The sequence below is a fragment of the Acetobacter oeni genome (genome assembly GCF_011516825.1).
Classification (GTDB): Bacteria; Pseudomonadota; Alphaproteobacteria; order Acetobacterales; family Acetobacteraceae; genus Acetobacter; species Acetobacter oeni.
In genome coordinates this window covers 1-8,630 of the sequence record NZ_WOTA01000058.1, presented here as the reverse complement: position 1 = coordinate 8,630, position 8,630 = coordinate 1, and the positions used below count along the sequence as shown (strand labels likewise).

Annotated in this window: 4 protein-coding genes, 1 tRNA gene and 1 pseudogene; 2 read left to right on the top strand and 4 right to left on the bottom strand. The window is 58.1% G+C overall.

Translation table 11 applies throughout. The features are described from left to right. The first annotated feature begins 34 nt into the window (after window positions 1–34). Window positions 35–111: transfer RNA gene (locus tag GOB90_RS18155), tRNA-Met, on the top strand. Here GOB90_RS18155 and GOB90_RS18150 read toward each other — a convergent pair. Both GOB90_RS18150 and GOB90_RS18145 read right to left on the bottom strand, forming a co-directional pair. Beyond that, window positions 68–1,735, bottom strand: coding sequence for a recombinase family protein (locus GOB90_RS18150; protein WP_173572201.1), 1,668 nt, complete (start codon window positions 1,733–1,735; stop codon window positions 68–70). The two genes, GOB90_RS18155 and GOB90_RS18150, sit on opposite strands and share 44 nt — an antisense overlap. A gap of 12 nt (window positions 1,736–1,747) precedes the next feature. Beyond that, the gene (locus tag GOB90_RS18145; RefSeq protein ID WP_048846582.1) at window positions 1,748–1,942 is read right to left on the bottom strand and encodes a hypothetical protein; all 195 of its coding nucleotides are present in this window, start codon (window positions 1,940–1,942) and stop codon (window positions 1,748–1,750) included. Window positions 1,943–2,335: 393 nt separating this feature from the next. Here GOB90_RS18145 and GOB90_RS18140 point away from each other — a divergent pair, with 393 nt between their 5' ends. After that, complete coding sequence (locus GOB90_RS18140) at window positions 2,336–4,393, top strand: ParB/RepB/Spo0J family partition protein (RefSeq protein ID WP_048846583.1); 2,058 nt, start codon at window positions 2,336–2,338, stop codon at window positions 4,391–4,393. Window positions 4,394–4,486: 93 nt separating this feature from the next. Here GOB90_RS18140 and GOB90_RS19735 read toward each other — a convergent pair. Next, a pseudogene (locus GOB90_RS19735) lies at window positions 4,487–5,212 on the bottom strand (hypothetical protein). A 243-nt stretch (window positions 5,213–5,455) separates the two neighbouring features. Continuing rightward, complete coding sequence (locus GOB90_RS18130; RefSeq protein ID WP_173572200.1) at window positions 5,456–8,536, bottom strand: TrlF family AAA-like ATPase; 3,081 nt, start codon at window positions 8,534–8,536, stop codon at window positions 5,456–5,458. Between the last annotated feature and the right edge of the window lie 94 nt (window positions 8,537–8,630).

The following is an 8,630-nucleotide window of genomic DNA, read 5'->3' as shown; positions in this document are numbered from 1 at the left end:
CCAGTCCACCCTAAACATATCACAAAATTACCACCGCGGGGTGGAGCAGTCCGGTAGCTCGTCAGGCTCATAACCTGAAGGTCACAGGTTCAAATCCTGTCCCCGCAACCAACGATACTTGCGATACGAACGCATCGAGAACGCCACTGTCCGGATGGACCGTGGCGTTTTTCTTGTGCGCCGCGAACTGCAGGATCGCCGCCAGGTCGCCGCGCAGGATGATCGTCAGTTCGCCGTCGGTCGGCTGGAGCGTGATCTGCGAGACCAGTGTGCGCAGGCGCTCGGCAGCCTCGGTCTTCGTCTCTTCGGCCTGAAGGCTCTCATAAAGAGACGTGATCCGCTGCTGGTAGATCTCCGCCATGTTCGGATGGAGAAGGGGAGGCGGCTCCTCGGTATTGGCGACTTTCTGTTCCAGTTCCTCCTTGCGGGCTTCGAGCGTCGTCATTTTTTTCATGACCCGCTTGGATGCCTCAATGTCATCTGAGGCAAGGATAAGATTCAGAAGCTTATCCAGTTCTCTGTCGATGCGGGGAATTTCATTCCGCATTGCTGCGAGATCGGCACCCAGTTCCATGCGCAGTCGGTTCACCTCGCGGGTGAACTCGTTGCAGAACTCCTTGAACAGGTCCGGTTCCATCAGATGCGTGCGCAGCCCGCTCAGCACTGATGCTTCGAGGGCGTCGCGACGGATGTTGAGCCGATTGTCGCAGGTGCCCTTGTTGCGTGCTGTCGAGCAGCCGAGCAGATCTTTTGAGATCATGCTGTAACCACCACCACAGCAGCCGCAGCGGATCAGCCCGGCAAAGAGATGGCGGGGACGCCGTTGCGCGCTGAGGGCCTCGTTTCCCCGTGCCGGCTGGCTGAACGTCGTTTCGGCCTGGCGGGCCTTTACGGCATCCCACAGATCCTGTTCGACGATCCGTAATTCCGGCACCTCCTGGATCACCCATTCGGATTCAGGATTGAGGCGTGAGACGCGCTTGCCGCTATCCGGATCCTTCAGATAACGCAGCCGGTTCCAGACCAGGCGCCCGACATACATCTCGTTGTTGAGGATACCGGTGCCGCGTTCCCGATTGCCGTGAATGGTGGACGGTCCCCAATCACGTCCCTGCGGACCCGGAACGCCGTCCCGGTTCAATTCCATGGCGATCGTGCGGGACGACTTTCCCCGTGTGTAATCGGTGAAGATCCGTCTGACTGTGCGGGCCTCCTCCTCGTTGATGGTCCGGTCGCCCCGGATGCGCTCGCCTTTCGCATCGAACTGGCGCACGACATCATAGCCATAGGAATTGCCGCCGCCGGACTTGCCGTCCTCAATACGCCCGCGCAGCCCCCGCCGAACCTTCTCGGCCAGATCCTTGAGGAACAGGGCATTCATGGTGCCCTTGAGGCCGATATGCAGGTGGGTAACGTCGCCCTCGGAGAGGGTGATGATCCGCACGCCAGCGAACGTCATCCGTTTGAACAGGCCGGCGATATCTTCCTGGTCGCGCGACAGCCGGTCCATGGCTTCGGCCACGATGATCGTGAAGCGGCCGCGCGTAGCGTCCTGGATCAGTTCCTGAATACCTGGGCGGAGCAGGGAAGCACCGGAGATGGCACGGTCGGTGTAGCTGTCGATGATCGTCCAGCCCTGTTTCTCCGCATGAAGCCGGCAGAGGCGCAACTGATCCTCGATCGACGCATCGCGCTGGTTGTCGGATGAGTAGCGGGCGTAGAGCGCGACTTTCACAATCCCATCTCCTTAATCCTGGAGATCGCGTCGCCTCGCGGCCTCCACTTCAGCGTTGACGAAATCCCGTGCGGCCTGACGGGCCAGAAGCCGGACCAGACTGACCAGCCGAGGATCGGCTCCATTGCGTAATGGTGTCACGTTGGCCTCCGGGGCGTCGAGAACGAGCCGCACCTTGCCCGCTATCGTATCGCGTTGGCGTGCCATCTTCCCGTCCTTTCTGCATGGACCTGTGAGTGGTTCTGACAGCACTGTGGAGGTCGGACGGGATAGGCGTGAACAGAAAAATACGTGGAAACAGGGAGATGCGCCGTGCAGAGAGGGCTTGGGGATACGCGCGAACATTCGCGGCTATCATGGTCGGCACTATCACAAATCAGTGATTGAACGACTATAATGGTCGTATTTTATCGTGACGCGTGTCGACTCGCAGATCGACTGGAGCAGATGTAGCTTCCGTAAAGTCGTGTCCGTGCCATTCCGTGGATGCGGTTTGACCTCTCGTGGGGCCGGGAGAGAGGAAGAGGGACGTGGGGTTTTTCGTGACGGATTCAGGGGTGGGAGAGAGGCTTCCGCCCGTCCGTTACGGAGTGTCCTGCCATGGCGAGCGCCATCCAGAAAATCGCCCTCAATGCGTCCCGTGATATTCCTTTCAACAAGCTGGTGCTGTCGCAGTCCAATGTGCGGCGTGTGAAGTCCGGTCTGTCGATCGAGGAACTGGCCCGCGACATCGAACGCCGCGGCCTGCTGCAGAGCCTGAACGTCCGTCCCGTCCTGAATGGTGAGGGGGCGGAAACCGGTGCCTACGAGGTGCCTGCTGGAGGGCGCCGGTTCCGCGCCCTCGAACTGTTGGTGAAGCAGAAGAAACTGGCGAAAACCGCCCCGGTGCCTTGTGTCGTGCGTGAGGCAGGATCGGCCATTCTCGCCGAGGATGATTCCCTGGCCGAAAACGTCCAGCGCGTGGCCCTGCATCCGCTGGACCAGTTTCGGGCTTTCCGTGACATGCTGGAGAAGGGCATGTCCGAGGAAGAAATCGCGGCCGCGTTCTTCGTCGTGCCCACCGTGGTCAAACAGCGTCTGCGCCTGATGACCGTGTCCGACAAACTGCGCGAGATCTACGAGCAGGATGGCATGAAGCTCGACCAGCTCATGGCCTTTTCGATCAGCGATGACCACACCCGTCAGGAACAGGTCTGGGAGATTATTGCCCAGAGCCACAATCGCGAACCCTATCTGATCCGCCGCATGCTGACGGAGAAAACCGTGCGGGCGTCAGATCGCCGGGTGCGCTTTGTCGGGCTGGACGTCTATCTTGCCGCCGGCGGTCCCGTCATGCGTGACCTGTTCGAGGCAGACGACGGCGGCTGGCTGCAGGATCCGACCCTGCTCGATCAGTTGGTGATGGAAAAGCTGCAGGAGGCGGCCGAACAGGTCCGTGCCGAAGGCTGGAAATGGGTCGAGACGGCGCTATCCTTCCCCTGGGGGCACACACGGCACTTAGCGGAGATCGACGGTGTGCCAGTGGTGCTCTTGGAAGAAGAAGCCGCCCGCCTGACCGCGCTGCACAGCGAGCAGGAAACGATCGAGGCGGAATACGCGCAGGCCGATGAATTCCCCGAAGACGTTGATATCCGCCTGGGCGAGATCGAGCAGGCCATTGAGGCGCTGGAAGAACGCCCTGTGTCCTTCGATCCGGTGGACATGCAGCGAGCCGGCGTCTTTGTCAGTCTCGATACCGACGGCACGTTGCTGGTCGAACGGGGCTTCGTTCTGCCCGAGGATATGCCGGTGGAGCCCGAGGATGGTCACGATGAGTCCGAGGGATATGATGACACGGTCGTTCATCACGGCACGGGTGACGATGTCGAAGGAATTGGGATGGAAGATACCTTCGATACCGAGCCCGAAGAAGAAGACGGACTCAAGCCGCTTTCCGACCGCCTGCTGACCGAACTGACGGCCTGGCGCACGCTGGCCCTGCGCGATGCGTTTGCCGGCAATCCGCATATCGCGCTGACGGAACTGCTCCACACGCTGATGCGCGACCTGTACTGGCAGGTCTCGGGCGCGGACTGCCTGGAAGCCTATGTTCGGGAAATCTCCCTGCCGGTGCATTCCCCCGACATGCCGGGCAGCCTGCCGGCTCATGCGCTGCGCCAGCGCAACGAAGGTTGGAAGCACGATCTGCCGGAGGATGAGGACGCGTTGTGGCGCTGGATCGACGGACTGGATGACACCAGCCGTCTGGCCCTGCTGGCGCATTGCCTGTCTTTCGGGATCAACGCGTTGCATGAATCGTCCCATGGCCCGTCTCTGGCACGCAGCGTCAGGGAACGGCTGGCGCGAGCCGACCGCCTCGCCACTGCGCTTACGCTTGATCTGGTCGAAGCGGGCTGGCAGCCGACGGTGGAGAACTATCTGGGCCGCGTCACCAAGGCCCGTATTCTCGAAGCCGTGCGCGAGGCGCGGGGAAGTGAGGCAGCCGAGCGTATTGCACATCTGAAAAAGAACGACATGGCGCAGGCGGCCGAAAGGCTGCTTGAGGGCGCCGGCTGGCTGCCCGAGGCTCTGCGGACGGCGAACGTGCCGGAGCGAACTGAAAGGGAAGAAGGGGCGGCGCGTATGACCGATAGTCATGATGCGGTCGCAGCCGAGTGAGATCTGTCGATGAATATCATGGGCGGCTTCCGGTCTCCGGGAGCCGCCTTTTGTATTGGAGCGATATCGCGCCGGAGTGGAAGCCGGCAGTCGTTAGTGATGGGTCACCGGTTGCAGGTGACGGTCCGTTTCAAGGCTGAGGGCTACTGGCCATAAAGGCGTTTTGGTATAGAAATCCGGTCTGCTGAAGCCGGAGCCTGTTCGGTGCTCGTTGAGCAGTCCTGCCCAGCACAGCGGTCGCAGGACATGGACGTAAAGACTGGCGGTCAGCTTGAAATCCCGGCGACGGATATCATCTTCCTCGCCCCCGTAGAGAACCGAACACAGCCGCTCTTCGGTGACGGCAACCTGAGCTTCGATATTAATGACGTTGAGAAAGATGTCCCAGTTGCCGAGCAGTGGCTCTTCGCTTCGGGTGTATGGACTGTGGTCGATGACAAAGAGAAGATGAGTCGTCAACAGCATCCAGAGCCGGGCTGGCTCCGATTTGAGCTTTCTCGCCAGGTCGGTCAGCCGCAGGGTTCCCTTGAAATGCCTTGCGAGCTTCGCACTGAGCAGAACCTCATGCAGGATCACCAGCGGCGGGAAATCATGTTCATTGAGGACTTTATTGACGGCATAGAGGTCTTCAACCGTATAGCCGGGCCAGTCAAATGCCTCGGCGGCTCATGCGACAAAATAGCGTTTCAGCGCCTTGCTGGGCGTGAGGCCGATCGGGCCGTGTTCCTCGATATAGCCGATCGTCAGCAGCGCGGCCTTCAGTATGAGGGCATGCGACAGGGGGAGGTCGCCGTCGTTGGGTGAATGGAATGGCCGCATCGGGTAAACAATGAACCAGACTGGTGCGAGTTGCCAATCTGGATTTGTGACGTGGAGCTCATCTCAGCTCAGTCTCCGTCGTCGTAATGTCGGCTTACGCCTCATGTCGGACATACAATTATCCATATTGCTTTCCGTATAGCGGACATGAATCATTCAACGCTCTGCCGCTAATTTTCGGCCGGTATCGGACTGGCGGGTTTCTGCGTTCATACACCCTAATCGGACTTTCAGTTTGTAGAATCATTGATATTTCTGGCCACGATTGTCGAAGGCGGGCTTTGTCCCTTCCAGCACATTCACGACCGCAGCATTGATAGCCGAGTCCTCAATTGCTCCCGAGAGATAGGTGATTCTGCAATTTGCCTTGCGGTCGAACTCCGCAAAAATGATCTGCTCGGCATCGCATACGACCGCCAGATTGGGGTTGTGCGTGACCATGATGATCTGGCGGTTCTTCTTGGCGGCATTGAGAACTGGTACTAGCAGACTGACGATTGTCTCGTTGTCAAGATTCTCTTCAGGCTGGTCGAGGATGATCGGGTTCCGCTTCTTATCAACGAGCAGATAGAAGATCAGAAGCAGTGCACCACGTTGCCCAGGAGACAGCTGTTCGATTTGCGTCTCCTGAAACATGAGTGTGTACTTGGGCTCAAGATATTCGAAACCGAAGATCAGATCATAAACCTCGCTGGGTGTCCGATCCTTTCTCATCAGCCCCGTGAGATCGAACTGGTCGGGCGAGCGCTGCCGGGCTGAATCATGCAGAAGCTTATGCAGATCCTCGGCAAAGGCCAGTGCGCCGGCCCGCGTGTCCAAGTCATGCGCTTCGAGGCGCACCTTGATAGCGGCGCGGCTTTCATCCTCACCGCGCAACTCGCCGACGTTTTGCTTTACGAGCGCGAATAGCTTTTCAGACACGGCATCATGGTAAGCAGCTAGATTAGCTTTGAACTGGAGCCGGTAATCATCGCGGATTAGGGCATTCTCCTCGATCAATCTCTGAAGGGGCTTGAATAGAGTCGAACGCTGATCGCGTTGAGTCGATAGAACGTCGAATATCTCGCCTGCTATTTCGGTCCGATGCTGCCTACGCTCCTCCAACGTAAATGGAAGCTTATCAAGCTGGGCGAGGCGCGCTTCAAGACCCCGCTTGCTATCAGGGATGTTAGAGCTTCCGAGGATCGCATCGACCGATATCTGCCATGTTCTCAACGCATTCACATACTGTTGGTAAGCGCGTTGCGGCCCATCGAGCGCCTCTGTTGCGGTCACGATCTGCCCAGCATTGCCTTCCTTCATCGCTTTGATTTCCTGCAGACGTAAGGCGATGGCCTGCACCTTGTTTTCAGCGTCGCCGTCCACACTGTGCAATTTGTCATCCTTAATCTCGAGCTCCACGACGTCCGTAGGCTTCAAATCGATCAACCGAAGGTCGTCAGCGATTTCGGAGGTTGCGACCGCGACCTGCGATTGCAGTAAGGCCAACCGCTCGCGAATATTGCGAACGGCTTTGCGTCGCGCTGAGAGGCTGGTGAGGGACTCGCTCGACAGCGTTTCTTCGGTATCAAGAGCCTTGTTCTTATCGACCAATGACACCAAGGTAGCGGAGGCATCTACTTGATCGGGAGTAAGAGTATCCGCTGGCTCCGATATTGCTGGCGGTTTGTTCAGTTCCAGCTCGGAAATCTGGACTGTTTTCAGCCTGATCTGCTCTTCAAGGTTTTTCCGGATGTCCGGGTGCATCTGGTCCTCGATACCAGCGATGACACGATTGACTGAGACCAAGTTTTTTCGCGCGTCATCTAGACGAACACGAAGCACTCCTTCCTGCTCGTCGATCAGTTGCTCGAAGTCCAGAGCCCCAAGCCTGTCCTCCGATGGTATATGCGAGAAGATGACGGAGCGTAGTTCCTTCTCAAAGTTCTCCGATCGGCCGGTAACATGCTCGTTGCAGAGGGCTTCGAACCTGCCCTGAGGCACATAGCGCACGAGTTCAACGCGATCCGCAGCTGGATTATCTGCCAGATTGGCCCGAGTTGACTCTCCCGCCAACCAGCGGAGCTCTCCTTCGAACTGTCGCGCCGGTTCACCAGCCTTTCCCCTGAACCGATCCGCCCTGAGAAAGGAGAAATGAGAGTGCTGCTGCGAATTGCCGACCAGCGCGAGCACGTCGGCAAGCGCGCTTTTGCCGCTGCCCTTATTTCCGATGATCGCGACAAGATCGACGTTAAGCGGGAGGGTGCATCCGTCAAACCAAGCATCAGCAAGGGTGCTGCCGTCGACTTTTGCGAGCGATAAGGCATCAATGTAGAAGGTCTTATTCGCCTCAACCCTCTGTAACTTCGGCGGCGATATGCCAATATAGCAGCGCTTCTCAGGTTCACGCACGGCCTGACGTAGCCCTTCCCACGTGGGGTCGGCCTTAATCCACGTGATCCGTCCGCTTGGGTAGTCACCGTAACCACGAGCGTCGTTGGTACCATCACCGACAAATTGATGTGCGTCGCTCCCCGATACTGGAAGCCGAGGGACACCTCCAAGAGCTTCCTGAAACGCGTCGAAGAACTTGACGTTTGCCTCGGTTTTGCGCCCGACGAATGCATGCCAATGAGCATCATCCCGGGTCTCGAAGATAGGCGACGAATCGAAGAGGCTCATCGCATACGCGTAATGCTCCATGACATTGACATGGCCGAGGCCATCATTGGTCATGAAGGGCATGAAGCCGATCGCCAAATTTTCCGGAACAGCCTTGATCGCGGCACGGTAAGACTCGGCCTTTAGCTCAGCGATTTTGTAACCAGCCTGCAGCGCCTTGTGCTCATCGGCTATGATGTCGGGCTTTTTGATACCATGCTTCTGCAAGATCGCGGTCGAGGCATTGCGCGCGTAGGCAATGAGCCCATGGTCAGACAGTGGCAGGTTGACGAGTTCCAGTTGGAGTGCCGACCGGAAATTGAGCAAAAGCTGATTATCTATCTTGTCGCTGAAAATGACATGAGCGTTCAGCCGACCCGACATGGGGGCGCAGAGACGCAGCTCGATACCAGGAAAGACAGTTTTTTCAAGGCGCGGCGCACCTGGCTGGGCCAGCCGACGCTTTAGCGCCAACCAGCCATCGAAGCCCCAATAATCCATCAGTGCGAACACCACGGGTTGGGCGGCATTGAGTGCGCCAATCATTTGATCGACGATTGCGACATCTTGAGCGCTGGTCCCGTCCCCCTGAAGACGAGGACCATTCCAATAGAAAGAAGCTGGAGAATGGATATGCAAGTCCCATTGCCGCCATTCCGCCCCCCTTAGTGTCTGACCGAAAATGAGTTGAGTGATTTCAGCGGGTTATGATTCATGGGTTTGCGATAACCTGATGAGATCAAGATGGCCTGGACTGAAATCACCCGAGCGCAGTATC